An 18263-nucleotide genomic window follows, 5' to 3' on the forward strand; every position below is an offset into this window, starting at 1 on the left:
TAAGATCAGAGCTTCGTGCTTGATTTCCCTGGAGCAATGCGAATTTTACTTGTGGAAGATGAACCGGATTTGGGACTGGCAATCAAGCAAGTCCTGATTAGCGAAAGATATGTGGTGGATTGGGTAACAGATGGCACTGAAGCATGGCTGTGCCTGGAAAGCCAGTGGACAGAATACACAGTTGCTATTGTTGATTGGCTGCTTCCCGAAATGTCGGGATTACAGTTATGTCAGAAGCTCAGACTACACCAAAATCCCTTACCAGTGCTGATGCTGACTGCTTTGGGTCAGCCAGAAAATCGCGTGGCGGGGCTGGATGCGGGCGCGGATGATTATTTAGTCAAACCGTTTGTGATGGAAGAATTGCTGGCACGGTTGCGGGCCCTTCAGAGGCGATCGCCTCAACTACAACCTTCTACCCTGACTGTTGCAGGTTTTACTCTGGATACAGCAAACAATGTCCTACGAGTAAATTCAGATGGATCTACGCCCCTAGTCATTCCCTTAACCACCAAAGAATTTCAGCTGCTCATGTATTTGATGCAGAACCCCAATCGCATCATTCCCGGTAGTAAATTGCGTCATCAACTTTGGGACATGGACGAAGAACCGATTAGTAATGTAGTTGCGGCGCAAATGCGCTTATTACGGCGCAAGTTAGCAAATCATGGCTGTTACTGCCCGATTGAAACTGTTCCCGGTGCTGGCTATCGCTTTAATTCTCAACATGAATAGCTACTCTCTTTTTCGGCGCAGTCGTCTACGGTTAGCCCTCTGGTATGCCGGAGTCATGGGCGTGATTTTGAGTGTTTCTGGCTTGGGGATGTATCGAGCAATGGTACAAACAAACTGGGCAGCAATGGAGCGCGAAATTGAATCAATCGCCGGAACTTTACACGATAGCGTCGAACCACTGTTACCGCCTTCTGAAGAACCGACTGCTGTGTTGCAACAAATTTTTCCCGATCTTTGTTTGAGTGGACAACCTTGTAAGGCTACCCCAACGCTGATTCAACGGCACACCATCGGCATCAGCGATCGCACTACATATTATATTCGGCTGTTCAATCATCAAGGGAAACTCCTGGCTTTTTCACCCAATCAACCGCTATCTCTGCCGCCAAATCTCAACCGCACTTCATGGCAAACTTTTCGCACGACTAAGGGTATTCGCTATCATCAATTCACCACGATTTTGCATAGTGCCAATACCCATCCTTTAAATAATGAAGCCAATGCTGAATCATCCTGGGGCTATTTGCAAATTGGGCGCACTTTAGAACATTTTGATGCGGAAATCAGGCGAATTAAATGGATTATGGCGATTGGTTTGCCTATAGCTCTAAGCTTGGTTGCTACTTCCAGTTGGTGGCTTTCAGGATTAGCCATGCAACCGATTTACCAGTCCTATCAGCAACAGCAACAGTTTACCGCTAATGCTGCCCATGAATTGCGATCGCCCCTGGCTAGTCTGTTGGCGACTGTGGAAGCTATTCTCCGCATACCGCAGTCAAATCAACAAGATATGCAAATAATGCTTCATACTGTTGAGCGACAGGGGCGGAGGTTGAGCCATTTGATTGCAGACTTACTCTTGTTAACCAGTCTTGAGCAAAATTCACTTGAGCAAAATGTAGGGGCAAAACCTTTTCAGCCCTGTTGCTTAAATGATTTGGTGAGCGATTTGACCGAAGAATTTTTAGAGCTTGCCACTGTTGCTGATATTAACTTAACCTCCCAAATTCCCACTTGTGAGGTTTATGCTCTAGGGAACGAATCGCAACTTTACCGTTTAGTGTCAAACTTGATTGCCAATGCCATCCAGTACACACCTAGAAGGGGATATGTAACTGTTAGCTTAGTCAAGAGTGATTACACTGCTGTTATTGCGGTGAAAGATACGGGGATTGGGATTGGGCTTGCTGATCAAAAGCGAATTTTTGATCGCTTTTACCGTGTTGATGGCGACCGCTCTCGTAAAACCGGAGGCACAGGATTGGGGCTAGCTATAGCTGTGGCGATCGCCCAAAAACATCAAGCGATTCTGAAAGTTGAAAGTCAGGTGGGAAAAGGTAGTATTTTTACGCTAGAGATGAAAGTTTTATCTTCTAATAAATGTATAGAAAATTGACCATACATCAACTTCCGAAATTGCGTTTTTTACGTAACTGGATGTCTTGGTTTGTTAAACTTTCTTAAAGCCATAAAACTTTCTATGCTATGTTAGATTTATTACTAAGCTTACTCGTCGCTCAATCTACTCCTGCTGCACCACCACCGGAAGAAGTGGTAAAACCACAACAAGTGCGCCCGTTACCAGGACAGTTAGATGCAGTACCAACATTTAATAGCAATAGTCCAGAATTGGTTTTAAAAGAAGGGATCTTACTTTCCACATTTCCCACAGAGGGGAAAAAAGCACCATCAGCCCATTTGAATTTTCCCTTTCGCGGTAGATTTGATGTGTTTGCTCACCATGTCGCCAAAGCTGATCCGCCGGAGGATTTGCGCTCATTATATTTAGGGATAATTTTACATAACCCCACGGCTGAATCAGTAACAGTGAATGTGTTGCAAGGGGCGAGTTATTTAAGTCAACCGGATGCACCGTTTATTCAGTTACCCGCTTTTAGTCCAAATTTGTTGGGTAATGTGTTTGCTGGCCCAGGCGATCGCGTTATGCTAGATGTCCTCAGAGGAAGACGACAAGATATTTTCCCTGACCAAATCGTCATTCCCGCCGGGGAAAGTCGAATGTTACTCAATCAACCCATTCCCGTGAAAGGACTCACACCACCTCTCAACGGTAGGTCAACGTTGGCAAGACTGCGGAGTAATGGTACAGTCTATGCAGCAAGTTTGGCTATGTTTGCCCGTACCAATACTGATGGTAGTGAACGTGCGCCGACTTTAGAAGAGTGGCAAAATTTATTAAATAATAGTGATGTATCTAGTCCCCGCGATAAAGTACCTACACCCTTAGAAGAAACTGGTAAGCCACGCATTTATGGACGAGTCGCTGGGGTAGGGCGTGGGGCGCAATGGCGAGCCTTTATAGTTGATAGTCCCAAAGCCAAGTCTTTAACTATTCCCCAACCAGGACAAGCATTTTCTTATGCACTTAGCACACTGCATGGTGGAACTTTAGGAACAGAGCAAATTCAAAGTGCGCCGCTTTTGGTACGTTATCCTGACACCGCTTATCGCGCACACGGGAATTATGCTATTCAATATAGTTTAAAATTACCCTTGTATAACAATACACCCACCTCCCAGACTGTGAGTATATCTATACAAACGCCACTTAAAGAAGACCGACTGACAAAACCCGGACTGCGCTTTTTTACTACTCCAGCCCGTCAAGTCTTCTTTAGGGGAAGTGTGCGGATACGACATAGAGACGATAATGGACAGCCTAAGACTAATTTTATCCACCTAGTGCAGAGGAGAGGACAACCAGGGGAAGCATTAGCTGTATTAAACATGAAAACAGGCGATCGCCGATTAGTCGAAGTAGACTTTCTCTATCCCCCTGATGCGACACCGCCGCAGGTGTTAACAGTCTCGACTCAGGGGAAATAAGGGGAGCAGGGAGCAGGGGGAGAAAAATCCAATATTAATTACGAATTACGAATTACCAAACCCTTTCACTGGTTTTTGTTTCCCTTTCCCCTGGGGTTTAGACTTATGAACTTCGACGACAGCCGCTTGAAATAATTCGTGCAGATGTAGGGGTACACTGGCAATTTCTGGTAAATCTGGCTTGAGGGGTTTATTGAACTCTTGCAGTAATTTGTCTAAGTCATTACTCAGGCTAAATTCTGGGCGTTGCAAGTAATCTTGTAATATTTTTTCTAAAGAAGTGGGATAATTTCCAGCTAAACGATGCCAAATAAAAGCATTAATACTTTTATCTTCGAGGTAATGACGAATTAATTTCTCAGCACCTTCAACAGTTTGCCAATTTTCTGCTGTTAATAGTGTTTGAAATTTACTATATGTTGGTAAAAACATTTGTCCCCAATGGGGATGAGAAATAGCGGTCACTTGTTCAGCTTTTTTTAGTTCGGCAGGTAAATCAACTTTTGGCATCACCATTTTACTACTGCCATTTTTATTATTAAATATCTGCGACACTAATTTGGCATCAGCACCAGTTTCTTTAGCTGCTGCTTGAATTTCTGCTTCGGAAACACCAGTTTCTGCTGCTAACTCACTTAGAGATTTACTTTGATCAATTCCTAGTGCTGACAAGCGTTTCTCTGCGGTTAACTCTTGAAATTCACCAATTTTTTGATTAAGTTGATATCCGGGTAGTGTAATTTCATCGCTACCAAAAAATTCAATAAACTGCTCATGGTATTGGGATACAGACTGCCAAGCTGCTTCTAGTAAATTGGGAGCATCACTATAAAGATGATTTTTATAGTTTTCCTTAAAGTTACCAATAGCTACAGCTAATTTCGGTTTACCCAATTTACCCAGCAGGGTGTATTGTCCAAAAAATGTCCAGTATTCATCAGTAATAGGCGCAATTCTGGTTAATAATATTTCCTCTAGTTTTAATCGTGAAATTGCCTGTAATATTTGGTTGTTATTGGGTTTTACAAGATAATATTTATCTGTTAACCAGTTTTTTAACTCTAAGCGATCGCTCTCAATTTGAGTAATAGCAAATAAACCCATAAAACTATAATGCCAGTTTTGAAGTAGCAGGCGATCGCTCTCTGTAATGTCTGTATACTGTTTAATAAATAAATCTATTGGTGATTGCTCTCCAACTTTCCCTTCAATGAGAAAGCTATCAATAGTTAAGTCTTGCTGCGTACTATCTCCACTACCACGGCGCGAGTGTTCGGCTGCATAAGTTTCTAATGCTTGTGCTAGTTCCCCTTCTGCATCCAAAACGAAATCTAATAAAGCTTGTTTGAGTTCGTGCGATCGCTCTAATATCCTATCCACAAGTCTGTCTCTCGGTACAATAGCTGTAGATTAAGGCTGACGAGAGAATCACAGCATCTAGCAACAGCTAGATTTGTCATAATATACATTGAGCAGGTTGACTTATTGACAAGTTATAAAATACAAAATATCTCTTTTCCCCTACACCCTTACACCTCTATACCCCTACACCCTTACACCCCTACACCCTTACACCCCTATACCCTTACACCCCCATACCCCTACACCCACTTTAAATTCAGATGATTGCAAATCCCAGCTATAGCTATATTTCCCCAGAAGACTATCTCAAAGGCGAAGAAACCAGTCCCATTAAACATGAATACCGCCAAGGAGAGGTTTATACAATGGCTGGGGCTAGTAATACTCATGTAGTAATTTCTTTAAATATTGCTTCAAGGCTAAGAAATCACTTACGAGGAAGTGGATGTCAAGCTTACATTTCAGACACCAAAGCCCACATTGAATCACGCAACATTTATTACTATCCCGATGTTATTGTCAGTTGTGACCAACGAGATAAAGCCTTTGATAATTTTCTCCGCTATCCTTGCTTAATTATCGAAGTGCTATCACCTTCCACAGAAGCTTTTGACAGAGGAGATAAATTTGCTGACTACCGACACATGGAATCACTGCAAGAATATGTTTTAGTTAGTCAAAATCGGCCGAACGTTGATTGTTTTCGCCGCAACCAAGATGGCCAATGGGTACTTCATCCCTACGGAAAAGATCAGGAAATACATTTAGCGAGTATAGATTTTCGGTGTGCGATCGCGGACATATACGAAGATATAACTTTTGAATTACCCCAACCTCAAGGGTAAAGACAAAACAAATCTTAAAAGCTGCTTAGTTAGCCTTGTAACAGTTTACCCTCAATAACAGTAGCTTATTATGGACTGAGGAAACCACAAGACGTAAGTTTATGACAAGTGTTGTTCAATCTCCCTACACTAGTGAACAGATAACCGCTTGGTTGCGTGGACTGCTAACAATAGCTTGGGCTGATGGTAACTTTGATGAACAAGAACAGCAATCAATTGCCATTATTACCAAAGATGAATTAGCCCCTTGTCTTGACTGGGATTCGCTGGAAATAATTACACCAGAAGAATTAGCTGCTGTTTTGGGTAAAAATACACCAGCTGCGGAAACTTTTTTGCGTACAGCTGTGATGGTAGCGATCGCAGATGGTACATATTCTTCTAGCGAAGATCAAGTGCTGCATCAATTTTGCCAAGCCCTAGGCGAACCGGACGACATTCTAGAAGCCCTACGCCATACCCTAGAAGAAAAAGAACAAGTAAATCCTCTGGTAGCAGCAGAACTTACAGCCCCCTGTCCTGATGTCCTCAACCCTCTACGGGATTGGCTCGATGGGTTAGATGTCAAAGACCCCAGAGTTGCCCGGTTTTTGTGTAAAATGATTCCTTCCCAATGTCCCTTTGAGCGAGATGTCACCCTATTTGGGCGTAAAATCGTCCACATTCCGCCATTGTGTAAAATTAACCCAATATATGAACAACTCGTAGGTTTACGCTTCCGCGCCCTCTCTTATTTGGCAGATGAATGTAAAGAAGATGTGACACCATATATTTGAGTGGTGAGTAATGAGTGCTGAGTAGTGAGTGGGGAGTGAGGAGTAATGAGTAATGAGTAATGAGTGAGGAGTAATGAGTAATGAGTAATGAGTGGGGAGTAGGGATTAATAAAGTTAGGAATTAAAAATCAAGTAATGAGGGATAAAGAGTCAATTAAAAACTTATAATTGATAGCTCACAACTCACAACTCAGCACTCAGCACTCAGCACTCAGCACTCAGCACTCAGCACTCAGCACTCAGCACTCAGCACTCATTCAGGATTTAGCACTCATGCAATTTATCGACCAGGCAAAAATTGAAGTAGAAGCCGGAAACGGTGGTGATGGTATTGTCGCTTTCCGGCGGGAAAAGTATGTACCAGCTGGTGGCCCTTCTGGTGGGAACGGTGGAAGGGGTGGTTCAGTAATTTTCGTCGCGGTGGAAAACCTGCAAACCCTTTTAGATTTCCGCTACAACCATATCTTTAAAGCCGACAATGGCGGACGTGGCGGCCCCAACAACTGCACCGGCGCATCAGGTAAAGATTTAATTATCGAAATTCCCTGTGGGACAGCAATTTATGAAGCAGAAACAGGCGATTTGATAGGAGATTTAACTAAACCTAACCAAAAACTAATTATTGCCCAAGGTGGTAAAGGTGGTTTGGGAAATCAGTATTTCTTAAGTAACCGTAACCGCGCCCCAGAATACGCTCTCCCAGGACTACCAGGAGAAAGAAAACTGCTCCGTTTGGAATTAAAACTTTTGGCAGAAGTCGGAATTATTGGTTTACCCAATGCTGGTAAATCAACTTTGATATCATCCTTGTCAGCCGCACGTCCCAAAATTGCTGACTACCCCTTTACCACTCTCATCCCAAATTTAGGTGTGGTGAGAAAACCCACTGGTGATGGTACAGTCTTTGCTGATATTCCCGGATTAATTGAAGGTGCAGCCGGAGGTGCAGGTTTGGGACATGATTTCTTACGCCACATCGAACGCACACGGGTACTACTGCATCTAATTGACGCTACTAGTGATGATGTCATCGGCGACTACAACACAATTCAGCAAGAATTATCAGCCTACGGACGCGGTTTAGAACAAAGAATGCAAATTTTGGCATTAAATAAAATTGATGCCGTTGATAGAGAAACTGTAGATTTAGAAGCACTGGCGACTCAATTAAATCATCTTTCTCACGCCAGAGTTTTCTTGATTTCTGCGGTAACTCGTAATGGTTTAGATCCAATGTTACAAGAACTTTGGAATGTTCTCGACCAAATCAATGCAATTGAAGCAGCCCAAGTGTTGGCGTAAGGAAGCAAGCTACATCTAACCTCTAAGGCTTGAAATAGCTTTTTTGGTGCTGGTGTTTGCAAGTTTAAGCTAGCTTCTGTTAACCAAGATGGGATTGCTAGCAAAGAACCCATCACTAAAGAAGGGTTCTTTCCTGTATAGCTATAAAACTGACTACCACCACAAAGACACGTAATCGTCACCTGTGTTTAGTGAAAATTGACACAAATTTTATCAAAACTAGTCCGTAATTATTACATACAGGGAACGAAGTCTGTAATCATACAGTTGCTGTTGATTGCCTCTGAAGAACAAAGAACAGGAAATTTCTGTACTTTTATAAAGTATAATTAAGAGGAAAGTTACACAAGTTCCAACAGATCAGGCAAACTAAGCTTGTCAGTCCACTGTTGTTGTGTGGCTATATTTTTATTTGTATCAACAACTACTGAGTTCATTAGCTGTTTACCAGCTTGAGGTTCAGAAAGTAAACAAAGTTGTAAATTTTCCAGTAGTAGAAGAGGCAAACAAAAGCGTGGGTCAGTATCAACCTGGTCAGCTAAAACGCTACAATTCAGACACGATCGCTCGTTACTATCGCTACCGTCCTTGGTTAGTTTGGGGACGCTTGTTCAAAATTAGTTGGTCTTTTGCAGTATTTGTTTTCAGTCTCAAATGGGATGAATGGCAAAATCAGGCCGAACAAAATAGAGAGAAGCGTGCTACTCAGTTGCGAGAATTGCTTACCAAGCTAGGCCCAACATTTATTAAAGTTGGTCAAGCTCTCTCGACACGACCTGACTTAATCCGTAAGGATTTTTTAGACGAACTGATCAAACTGCAAGACCAATTACCAGCGTTTGATAATGCGATCGCTTATCACATTATCGAAACTGAGTTAGGGCGGTCAATCTCAGAAGTTTTTAGTGAACTTTCACCTCATCCAGTGGCTGCGGCTAGCTTGGGTCAAGTCTACAAAGGACGTTTGTTCAGTGGTGAAGAAGTAGCCGTTAAGGTACAACGTCCTAACTTACGCCCAGTTCTCACCCTTGACCTTTATTTAATGCGCTGGGCAGCTTCTTGGCTTTCTCCCTGGCTACCTCTAAATCTTGGTCATGATCTGACTTTGATTGTGGACGAGTTTGGCATCAAGTTATTTGAAGAAATTGATTACCTAAATGAAGGTCGCAACGCTGAAAGATTTGCTAACAACTTCCGCAATGACCTACAAGTAAAAGTCCCCAGCATTTACTGGCGGTTTACCAGTAGCCGTGTCTTAACTTTGGAGTGGATTAACGGCTTCAAGCTCACGGATACTGAAAGGATTCGGGAAGCAGGTTTAGATCCAGAGGCAATTATCCGCATTGGTGTTACATCTGGCTTGCAGCAGTTATTAGAATACGGCTTCTTTCACGCTGACCCTCATCCTGGTAATCTGTTTGCTATGCCGGATGGTCGCATGGCTTACATTGATTTTGGCATGATGGATCAGCTAGAGGAAACCACCAAAGAAACGCTTGTTGATGCAGTGGTGCATCTAGTTAATCAAGACTACACTGACTTAGCTGCCGATTTTGTCAATTTAGGCTTTCTTACCCCAGACACGAATATTGCCCCGATTGTGCCAGCTTTAGAGATGGTGCTAGGCAACGCCATTGGTAGGAATGTCGGAGATTTTAACTTTAAAACCATTACCGATCAGTTCTCAGAACTGATGTATGAGTATCCATTTCGCGTCCCCGCCAAATTTGCGCTGATTATTCGTTCTCTGGTGACACAGGAAGGGATTGCTCTGAGCCTGAATCGGGATTTCAAAATTGTTGAGGTGAGTTATCCCTATGTGGCTAGGCGGTTGCTGACTGGAGAATCGCCTGGACTACGGCGGAGATTACTGAATATTTTGTTTAAAAATGGTAAATTCCAGTGGCAACGCTTAGAAAATTTAATTGCGATCGCTCGCACTGATAGCAATTTTGATGTATTACCTACAGCACAGATGGGTTTGCAATATCTGTTGTCTGATGAAGGTAAATTTCTCCGTCGCAAGTTGGTACTAGCACTGACAGAAGATGATCGTCTTCACACAGAAGAAGTGCAACGCCTGTGGTCTCTAGTGAAAGAGGATTTACAGCCAAATCGCTTGTTTAATGTAGCGATCGCTTTATTGACAGATTTATCTAGAGAAGGTGTAGCGGCTATCCTACCAAAATCTACAAATTTAGAATTTTTTGGTGATCCCAAATCAACAAATAAAAATTAAAAATCAACGATTTCTGCTGTTTTAATTAGAACATTCATTTTTTAACATCAATCGGGAGTTTTCATGTACTATTATCCTCTACAACCACCATATTTTATTCTCTTTGTTGGTTTATTTATGTCTGTGACTTCTGGTGTAGCTTTATCTGGCACACTGAAGTTAATTGTCCAAGAATGGAAAATCAATAGTACGGAAAATTCTCCATCTAATTCTGGATTAAAACAGCTATTGTCTGTCCCTTTTTTCGGTATCACCGTAGGAGTCTGTTTATTTCTATCTTCCGGCTTAGAAATATTCGGCTTTCCTTCTCTTCTAGCTTTAGGAGTTGGTTTACCACTTAGTCTTTTGACTTGTTTATTAGTATGGTTTCAATTGGGAAGTATGCTAGTTTTTGCTAAACAGCAAGGAATGCAATCTTTTGATTTAGATTCTTGACCTTAAAGATTGAAAAAATAGCCAACATATGAATTAATCTTAGCTAGCAAATGGTAACATTAGTTTCATCTGTTGGCTAATTTTTTTTATCATCTATTACTTGATTAATTCTATAATTATGATATTTTTCAAACCAGCTATTTAACTCCTTAACAAATACAATAAAATTCATGAAACTTTTTTACTACAAAGAAAACAATTTTGGTGATCAACTTAATACCTGGCTATGGGATCAGTTGATACCAGGTGTATTAGATGATGATGAAAGTACTGCTTTCATTGGCATAGGTACTCTCCTTAATGACAGATTACCACTAAGGACAAAAAATGCTCGCTTGAGAGTGATATTTGGAACAGGAGTAGGATACGGGCAAGGAATACCTCAAATAGATGATTCTTACAAAATTTATTGCCTTCGTGGCCCCCTATCAGCGCAAGCACTAGGAATTGAAAATAAATTCGCACTGACAGATGGAGCTATTTTAATTAGAAAACTTTATAACTTTACCAGCAAAAAGCTGTACAAATTTTCTTATATGCCCCATCACAACACAGATGGGGAAGGTTGGCGTTTAGTCTGTGAAAAACTTGGATTTGGATATATTGATCCTCATTGGCCAAGAGAAAAAGTTTTGTCATCTATTAGCCAAAGTGAAGTCATACTTGCAGAGGCTATGCACGGTGCGATTATTGCTGATGCGTTTCGTATACCTTGGATTCCAGTCATTTCCCACTCTACTATTCTGTCATTTAAGTGGCAAGACTGGTGTCAGTCTATTGATGTAGAATACAAACCATCATATATAAACCGGTTGCATCATCCTAGACAAAAACTAGATATATTATCTCCAGTACGCTTGGTTCGTGATTGGGCAAGGCAAAGAGAATCTGCATCACAATTACTCACTGTTGCCAGAACTGTAAATCCTACTTTGAGTAGTGATACAAAAGTAGAAAATCTTACTCAAAAAATGTATGAAAGGCTTCAGGAATTTAAGCAAGATACGGAAAAAGGAGTTTTGTCTTAAATATGTAGAGACGCGATTTATCGCGTCTCACAAGACCAATTATCTACACAAATAACCCTGAAGTAAGAAGGATTAATTAGAGTATTCGTGTAGGGGTCATCGATAATAAAAATCAAAATTACTCAGTGTGAGTAGTCGTGCTAAGTTTAAACGATAGTAATAACCGAGTTGGCGTTGTATTTTAACCGTAACAGCTTTGGGGTCTTTCAACTTATCCCAAAAACTTTTGGAGTCTGGTTCACGAGAAGCATAAGTATGTTTTACAGCCTTTTTTAAAGGCTCGATATTATGTCTATTCACATTCCAGCCTACTTTAGTTGCAGCCAAGCCAATGGAATTGCCTTCTCCAGTATGTATACTGTTTAATTCAAAATAGCTCGCTATTGTTCCCCACTGTTTAATAAATTCTTGCTCTTTTCCCCCATCCCTAGTGATGACGAATAAATCCTCATGCACATAATTGGTGTTTTCTAGTGAAATTTCTAGTTTTGTGCCTAGTTTTCTGATTATTTCCAATCTTTTTGAGACTCTTTTATTTCTACTATGCTCAAAAATATGTAGGAAATTATCTGATGTAATTCCAGGCAGCCATTGCATATCTACAGGTATACTTGACATGATTTTTGTATCTGCATCTACCCATATAACTGAATGGTATCTAGATAATGCTTCACCAATTACGAAACGTTTGTCATTGTAGCAGTAGCGGATACCTTTTTGAGAATGCTTAACAGCTAAAATGTTATGGCGATCGCAAAAATCATCAGGCTTATCGGTATAAACTAACAATATAGTTGTCGGACAATGTATTTCTAAGCCAGCAGCAAGTTCTTTAGCAAGACCACGATATTTACTACCAAGTGCTAAAGTACAGAAACAAAAATCTTTTTCTTGTGCAACCATTGTCAGTAATTTGATAAGTTTAAGTTGTCAAAAGTTCCATCGACTTCAAGTAGGTAACTTACCTATCTATAAAAAAATTCAAAATCTTTCAAAGCGACCAATCTAGCTTTATTCAATCGGTAGTGATAGCCAAGCTTTCTTTTCCATAAATCCCAGAAAGTTTGCTTGTTAGTGTAGGAAGCATCTAAGTGTTTAGTGATATTTCTCACTTCAGCCCAGCCATCCTTAGTCACAGTCCAGCCAATTTTGGCGGCTGCTAATCCCATCGCATTACCTGAACCAGCATGAATACCGCGCAATTCTAAATATCTACCAATCTTTGCCCAATATTTTAAATACTCTATTTCTCTACCTTCATCTCTAGCAATGATAAATAAAGACTCTCCAATATAAGGAGAGTCTTCCAAATTGATATTTAAATGCGAAGCTACTTTTTGGATATGTGCTAATCTTTCAGGCGTATATCTTGTAACGTGTTCAACTAGATTCTCGCAATGACCTGCTGTAATGCCTGGTTTCCAGTTTAAAGTATCAGGTAAGGAAGATAGTATTGTTGTGTCTGCATCAATATATATTGCTGCATTAAATCTCTCTAAAGCTAATTCCATAACCAAGCTTTTATCGTGATAACAATGCAGAATTCCGCGCTGGTTATGCTTAAAAGCTAAAACGTTGGGATAATTTTTAAACTCTACTGGCTTATCTGTTAAAACTACAAAGGATTTTCCTGGAGAATATTTTGCTAAATCACTAGCTAATTGTTGAGTTAGCAGACGATATTTTTTTCTTAAAGCTAATGTGCAGAAGCAGTAATTGTGTTGATCGGAATTCATAAATTTTCCTTATGTATTTCCACTTATATCCTCCAGATGGGGGATATGATTACTAGTATCCTTATGGTTGTCATGCTTACACTAATTCTCTGTGAAGATGCTCTAGTTCCCTTTGGCAAGGGGGAGGATGCTAGCAGGGGAGGAAAATATATTGATTGCAAATTCACAAAGAAACAGTAGTAGCCTTACAATCAGATTACAATAAATTCATACGTCTATAGCAATCCATTAAGGTAAATTTACTGTATTTTTACTGATTACACTATCAATCTTAATCATTAAGTTATAAAACATGAGAATTTTTTAAATATTTATACTTAAAGCGTCTGAGTGAAAAACAAAAAATTGCCTAATGTTAACTTCGCAATTTAGGTAATTTCACTTACTTAGTATTCAATTTATATAACCACCTGAGTTTTTATTCCTTATGAATGGAACTCCAGAGGGTGGAATTAATATTTTTTATTTGGAGAATCACAGTCAGATGTTACTCACCTAAGAGGGTGTTTGAAAAGTCCCCTTTTATGTCATGCTGACGAAGGAAGCATCCCAGTATAACGGTGAAAACGCGGATTCTTTCCTACGGAACGCTTCGCGTTAAGCGCAGCTCTGCCGCAGGCTTTACCTTCCGCAAAGCTCCACTCAGAATGACAAATGATACCTGACACAACTTTTCAAACAGCCTCTAAGCTGTCAAAATTCAAAAGTCCACAGTCTAGAACAAAAGATTGCCTTTTGACTCTTGACGATGGACGATCCTAACGAGTAAGTATGTAAACGCTGAAGCGTTTTCTCTGATTACATTTTAAGTTGCCGTAACTGCTGTTTAATATTATTTAGTGTCTTCTGCAACTGATTTGGTTTGACAGGTGCAGGTATATCAGATACAGGTAATGCAGAATTAAGATTACGATAGTATTGCCAAATATCCCAGTAGGGACAACCTGGTTGAATGCGAATACCTGCCCAATGGAGATATTGGAGGGGTTGATTCACACTAGGATCAAATAAAATATGGTCTTGAGTTTTAAATTGCGGTGAACCAGCCCAATTACCTGGAGCTTTACCCTCTCTGCGAACAATATTAAATCGGCGGGGAATTCGCTTGAGCAACATATAGTTGATAATTGGTTGGTCAGAAGTCTTCTCAGAGAAGTCAAAATACTCTGGATGAGCAGCACACTCAGCAAAGGTTGCAAATAAATCCTCATCCGATATCAAGTTTTTCTTTGACCCCCAAAAACCACCGTTAAAAATATCTTTAACTTCTGTTTCACTAAAGATATTATCTGTAAATACTTTTGGTGTGAAAACATTTTTAATACCGCCTAAATGTTGGTAATCACAACAAATAAAATCAGAGTCAGCTAGATAATTGAGATTGTCAATAATTTTTTCAAAAACAACAATATCAGTATCAATATACAAAAATTCCTCAAAGGGTCCGAACCAACAAGCCTGCTTACGAAATTGGTTGGGACGAGCAAAAAATTGATTACCAAAAATTTTGTGTAAATTATCAGCAAGACGCTCTATAAAATCTAAGTCTTCATAGAGTTGCACTCCATAATTTTTGTTGAGTAATTCCGCTATTTGATGATAATTGTCATCATAGGGTATCATCACAATTGGGGTGTCTTGGTCATGCAATCGAATGCTATTGAGTAGAGCGATCGCATGATCGATAACTTTGTCATTAGCAATAATATAAATGCCACGGCTCATTGTATCAACCTCAAAGAGTTAATCCTAATTTGCGTAAAATTTTTGTCCCCAAATTTGGAGACCCATTATTAGCCTTGGGCTTAGTTGTAAATATTGGTCGCTTGTCTGGTTCATGAAGATAGCGATAATGCAAGAAAGTATCGCGGTAGGGAAAATCAATATTTTCTCCTTCAGAAAGTTGCTTAAACAACCGAGATTTTAGACCAATATAATGAATATAAGTTAACTGTTTACCGTGGTCGTACAGGATATTGTCTTGTGTTGTAAAATGATTAGAAGTTACACAACAGCCTGTCCTTTCTTGGCTAGGAAGTTGGTGAGCTAAGTTACAGTAAGAAATCCCTAGCCGCATCACCATATAGTTGAGAACTGTTTGATCTGGGGCCATTGCATACAAGATTTCTGCTTCTCCTTGGCGGAGTTTTTCTAAAATAGTTTCTTGCTCTTGGGGTGTAAATATACCTTTTTTAGAAGCATAAAATCCAGAGCAAAATATTTCTGTTTGCAGTTGTTCTGGGGTGAATAATTCCCTTAATTTCGGGGAAGATTCATCATAAACATGAGATAAATCTTTATACTGGAAGTCATATACTATAAAGTCATGCTCATCTAGCTGGGCAAAAATTTTATCTAGGGGACTCATCAATAATGTGTCTGCATCCATGTACACAAATCGCTCAAAAGGCGCATCAAAAGCACAGTAACGCCGATGAGTACCGACTCGATGATATTTATCACTACTAACTTTTAGCCAATGAGCTTGAGCTGTGGGGTGAGTATCCCAAACACGACGCACAAATTCATCCCATTGTTGAATTGAATTTTGATCATCATATAGTTGCACCTGTGGACGGCGAGCTATTTCGGCAGCGATTTGCTCTGTATGATCATCGTAAGGATAGACACAAACCGGCATGGTTTGACCATAAATTGCCTCAATACTATTGAGTAGGGCAATTAGTTGGTCATAAACTTTATCATTAGCTAGGGTACAAATACCATCCATAGAGTAACTCCTTTTCTATGAGAACTTGGCAACAAATTCTGACAACCAATTGAGTAGATTTAGTTTGTGTAAGATAATTTGTCTAGCTTCTGCGATCGCATCCTTAGCAGCATACCAAGCATCAGGAGTAGAAGTCACTTCTTGGATGTAGGCAATACCTTTTTCATCTAAACTAGGTAAGCGTAAAAAACTACCTGGTGGTAACAACTTATCAGCAGCCGATCCTCCATAGTAAATTGGTAAACACCAAGCCAGTAACGCATCCCACAATTTTTCACTCACATACCAACTGTTATCAGCATAATTTTCAATAGCTAAATTGTAATAATACGGGGCCATGCCATGCCATTTACCGCCCAATTCACCTGATGATTTTGACCATACAGGTAAATTACGTCCATATAAATCAAATTTAATTTCACTATTTTGTAGTGATTCTAAAAACTGTAATCGTTGACGATGATTAGCTGTACGGTTGATACCAGAGGTAATCCAACTACAAGGCGCAACTTTTTCGGGTATTGGCATTTCATTTAATTCCCGAAACGAGTTACCAATATACCAAATTGCAGGCATATAGTCAGGGACAGGGGCAAAATCATCAGGGCCAGAAATATAACCGCAGTAATTTTCTGCTGCTTGATAATAGCGTTTATTTTTTTCAACAACCTCATCTAAGGGTGGTTCGCGCAAAAGATATATTACTCGTTCTTTCGGCACACCTCTGAGGCGTGAACTGACGTTAGTTTTTGGTTTTTGTTGTTTCCCTTTTAGCTTATCTAGCCAAGATTGAGGTTTATGCTGCTTAGGAAAATCAAATTGATACATCAGCATAAAATCTGGGTTTGGTGCTGATGCTTGTATTTTTATATTGCCCCAAATTCCAAAGGGATTAGGGGTTTGTTGCCATAGCCAATCACCTCTTGTATCAATATTGCTATAACTGCTAATCATCCCGACAGTTTTTATATTCATTTGTATCTATAATTTATTGTTTAAATTGTTCAATTTTCGACCTATACTGTAACTGGAGGTCGTAAAGACTCATCAACATAACTGAGTATCTTCTCTGCTCTATTTTCCCAAGAGAACTGTTTAGCTAATTCAATATTATTGATATAACCTCCTATTTTTCGGGGATAATTTTCTAAAGCTTGTTCTATTGCCTGGGCAAGCTTGGTGGGATGATCTGGTTCACACCATACAGCAGATAAAGGCAAATCTTTAAATAACATTAAAGGTGGTATCTCCGTAATGACTATAGGAGTTCCTGAAGCCATATACTGAAAAAATTTCACAGGATTTGTGAAATTAGCCGACTTACCGGAACAGTGGGGGTGAGCCAAAATATCCGCCGCTTGAAATAAACTTACTAATCGCTGGCGAGGTAGTATCCAGCCTAAAAATTTCACATTATCTATTTGTTTTTCTCTAGCTAGTTGTTCATAAGCTGTGACTTGTTCTTCTTTACCACCTGTGATGGCAAACTGAACGTGTGGCAATTCTTTGGCAGCATCAATCAATACATTAATTCCTTTAAAAGGATATAAAGCACCTGAGTAAACTACAAGATATTGCCGTTCATTTCCTAATAGCTGTTTACGCCATTCTTCAGCTTGTTCTGGTTGTCTAAGTAAAAATGATTGCTCAAAACCATTATGCAACCAGACAACTTTTTCTGGTGGCATACCTTTTTCAATTAGGCTTTGTCGAATAAGTTCTGATTGGGTGATAGCAATTTGAAAAAATGGGCTATTAACAATTTCTGGGTTAAATTTTTCTTCTTGAAAATAGTGCCGTTCATAGATTGTGGGAATATGATTTTTAACTGCTGCTTTGGCAAAGTTCCAATCTCTGGTATGGACAACTTTAGTATTAGGTAATAAATGAATTGGTAAATAGTAACGTGCCAATACTGTACTAGCAGAAGTGAACTTGCTTCCAACGCAATCAATTGGCCAAGGCATTGGTAAAGTAGCAATTTTTAATTTGTCTTGTACGTCGTAAAATTCTATAAACTTTTGATCGGGTTGTCTGAGGTGAAAAGGAGAAAATAACCCTAAAGGATTCCAAGCACCACGTTGAGAATCTGGATATACTAAGACTGAAGAATAACCGATATTGGCTGCGGCATTAGCACAAAGAACATCATGTATTTCGTGTGCTGTATCTGGTTTGAGGGATATTGTTCTACTAAAAAAAATATATTTATTTTTCATGTTTAGTT

Annotated in this window: 16 protein-coding genes; 9 read left to right on the forward strand and 7 right to left on the reverse strand. The window is 39.9% G+C overall.

Annotated features, from left to right (window positions below; translation table 11 throughout):
* Positions 1 to 36: 36 nt before the first annotated feature.
* From rppA to L6494_RS08700, 3 genes are all read left to right on the forward strand, one after another.
* Positions 37 to 735, forward strand: coding sequence for a two-component system response regulator RppA (gene rppA / locus L6494_RS08690; protein ID WP_237993847.1), 699 nt, complete (start codon positions 37 to 39; stop codon positions 733 to 735).
* Positions 668 to 2131, forward strand: coding sequence for a two-component system sensor histidine kinase RppB (gene rppB, locus L6494_RS08695; protein ID WP_237993849.1), 1464 nt, complete (start codon positions 668 to 670; stop codon positions 2129 to 2131). The genes rppA and rppB overlap by 68 nt, the downstream gene beginning before the upstream one ends.
* Before the next feature lie 89 nt (positions 2132 to 2220).
* Positions 2221 to 3582: a DUF3370 domain-containing protein gene (locus L6494_RS08700; RefSeq protein WP_237993851.1), complete on the forward strand. Its 1362-nt coding sequence runs from the start codon at positions 2221 to 2223 to the stop codon at positions 3580 to 3582.
* Positions 3583 to 3627: 45 nt separating this feature from the next.
* Here L6494_RS08700 and L6494_RS08705 read toward each other — a convergent pair whose 3' ends face one another.
* Entirely contained in the window at positions 3628 to 4962 is a 1335-nt protein-coding gene (locus L6494_RS08705) for a hypothetical protein (RefSeq protein ID WP_237993853.1), read from the reverse strand.
* 242 nt (positions 4963 to 5204) lie between these two features.
* Between L6494_RS08705 and L6494_RS08710 the strand changes: the two genes are divergently transcribed.
* From L6494_RS08710 to L6494_RS08735, 6 genes are all read left to right on the forward strand, one after another.
* Positions 5205 to 5789, forward strand: coding sequence for a Uma2 family endonuclease (locus L6494_RS08710; protein ID WP_237993855.1), 585 nt, complete (start codon positions 5205 to 5207; stop codon positions 5787 to 5789).
* Between the two features lie 101 nt (positions 5790 to 5890).
* Positions 5891 to 6565 carry a Mo-dependent nitrogenase C-terminal domain-containing protein gene (locus L6494_RS08715; RefSeq protein WP_237993857.1) on the forward strand — a complete coding sequence of 225 codons (675 nt, stop codon included), beginning with the start codon at positions 5891 to 5893 and terminating at the stop codon, positions 6563 to 6565.
* 273 nt (positions 6566 to 6838) lie between these two features.
* Positions 6839 to 7867, forward strand: a complete 1029-nt coding sequence (gene obgE, locus L6494_RS08720; protein ID WP_237995916.1) for a GTPase ObgE — start codon at positions 6839 to 6841, stop codon at positions 7865 to 7867.
* A 514-nt stretch (positions 7868 to 8381) separates the two neighbouring features.
* The gene (locus tag L6494_RS08725; RefSeq protein WP_237993859.1) at positions 8382 to 10106 is read left to right on the forward strand and encodes an ABC1 kinase family protein; all 1725 of its coding nucleotides are present in this window, start codon (positions 8382 to 8384) and stop codon (positions 10104 to 10106) included.
* 63 nt (positions 10107 to 10169) lie between these two features.
* Positions 10170 to 10541 carry a hypothetical protein gene (locus L6494_RS08730; RefSeq protein WP_237993861.1) on the forward strand — a complete coding sequence of 124 codons (372 nt, stop codon included), beginning with the start codon at positions 10170 to 10172 and terminating at the stop codon, positions 10539 to 10541.
* Between the two features lie 170 nt (positions 10542 to 10711).
* A complete protein-coding gene (locus tag L6494_RS08735) occupies positions 10712 to 11569 on the forward strand; it encodes a polysaccharide pyruvyl transferase family protein (protein ID WP_237993863.1) in 858 nt (285 codons plus the stop codon).
* A gap of 96 nt (positions 11570 to 11665) precedes the next feature.
* On the opposite strand, the gene L6494_RS08740 is transcribed toward L6494_RS08735, so the two are convergent.
* From L6494_RS08740 to L6494_RS08765, 6 genes are all read right to left on the reverse strand, one after another.
* Positions 11666 to 12472, reverse strand: a complete 807-nt coding sequence (locus L6494_RS08740; RefSeq protein WP_237993865.1) for a hypothetical protein — start codon at positions 12470 to 12472, stop codon at positions 11666 to 11668.
* A gap of 62 nt (positions 12473 to 12534) precedes the next feature.
* On the reverse strand, positions 12535 to 13305 hold the full coding sequence (locus L6494_RS08745; RefSeq protein ID WP_237993867.1) for a hypothetical protein: 771 nt from the start codon (positions 13303 to 13305) through the stop codon (positions 12535 to 12537).
* A 798-nt stretch (positions 13306 to 14103) separates the two neighbouring features.
* Entirely contained in the window at positions 14104 to 15030 is a 927-nt protein-coding gene (locus L6494_RS08750) for an Npun_R2821/Npun_R2822 family protein (RefSeq protein ID WP_237993869.1), read from the reverse strand.
* 10 nt (positions 15031 to 15040) lie between these two features.
* Entirely contained in the window at positions 15041 to 16036 is a 996-nt protein-coding gene (locus tag L6494_RS08755; protein WP_237993871.1) for an Npun_R2821/Npun_R2822 family protein, read from the reverse strand.
* 15 nt (positions 16037 to 16051) lie between these two features.
* Positions 16052 to 17011, reverse strand: coding sequence for a glycosyltransferase family 10 domain-containing protein (locus L6494_RS08760; RefSeq protein WP_237993873.1), 960 nt, complete (start codon positions 17009 to 17011; stop codon positions 16052 to 16054).
* A gap of 41 nt (positions 17012 to 17052) precedes the next feature.
* Entirely contained in the window at positions 17053 to 18255 is a 1203-nt protein-coding gene (locus L6494_RS08765) for a glycosyltransferase (protein WP_237993875.1), read from the reverse strand.
* Between the last annotated feature and the right edge of the window lie 8 nt (positions 18256 to 18263).

This window comes from Nostoc sp. UHCC 0870 (assembly GCF_022063185.1).
In the GTDB taxonomy this organism is placed as follows: Bacteria; Cyanobacteriota; Cyanobacteriia; order Cyanobacteriales; family Nostocaceae; genus Trichormus.